A 733-nucleotide genomic window follows, 5' to 3' on the forward strand; every position below is an offset into this window, starting at 1 on the left:
AGAAGTTCCGTGACGAAGGTCGCGACGTACTGTTCTTCGTGGATAACATCTACCGTTACACCCTGGCCGGTACCGAAGTATCTGCACTGCTGGGCCGTATGCCTTCAGCGGTAGGTTACCAGCCGACCCTGGCGGAAGAGATGGGCGTTCTGCAAGAGCGTATTACTTCCACCAAGACCGGTTCCATTACCTCCGTACAGGCGGTATACGTACCGGCGGATGACTTGACTGACCCGTCTCCGGCCACCACCTTCGCGCACCTGGATTCCACTGTATCCCTAAGCCGTGACATCGCCTCCAAGGGCATCTACCCGGCGATCGACCCGCTGGATTCCACCTCGCGTCAGCTGGATCCGCTGGTTATCGGTCAAGAACACTACGACATCGCTCGTGGCGTTCAAACCGTACTGCAGCGCTTCAAAGAGCTGAAGGACATCATCGCGATCCTGGGTATGGACGAGCTGTCAGAAGACGATAAACTGACCGTATCTCGTGCCCGTAAGATCGAGCGTTACCTGTCCCAGCCGTTCTTCGTGGCCGAAGTATTTACTGGCTCCCCGGGCAAGTATGTTTCCCTGAAAGACACCCTCGCGGGCTTCAAGGGCATTCTTGGCGGTGATTACGATCACATCCCGGAGCAGGACTTCTACATGAAGGGCTCTATCGACGAAGTGATTGAAGCCTACAACAAGCGTAGCAAGTAACCTGCACCCGGGAGACAAGCAAATGGCGA

At 55.9% G+C, this 733-nt stretch carries 1 pseudogene; it reads left to right on the plus strand.

Annotated features, from left to right (window positions below):
- A pseudogene (locus A3730_RS00510) lies at positions 1-704 on the plus strand (F0F1 ATP synthase subunit beta); the annotation flags it as partial.
- Between the last annotated feature and the right edge of the window lie 29 nt (positions 705-733).

The sequence above is a fragment of the Alcanivorax sp. HI0044 genome (genome assembly GCF_001634945.1).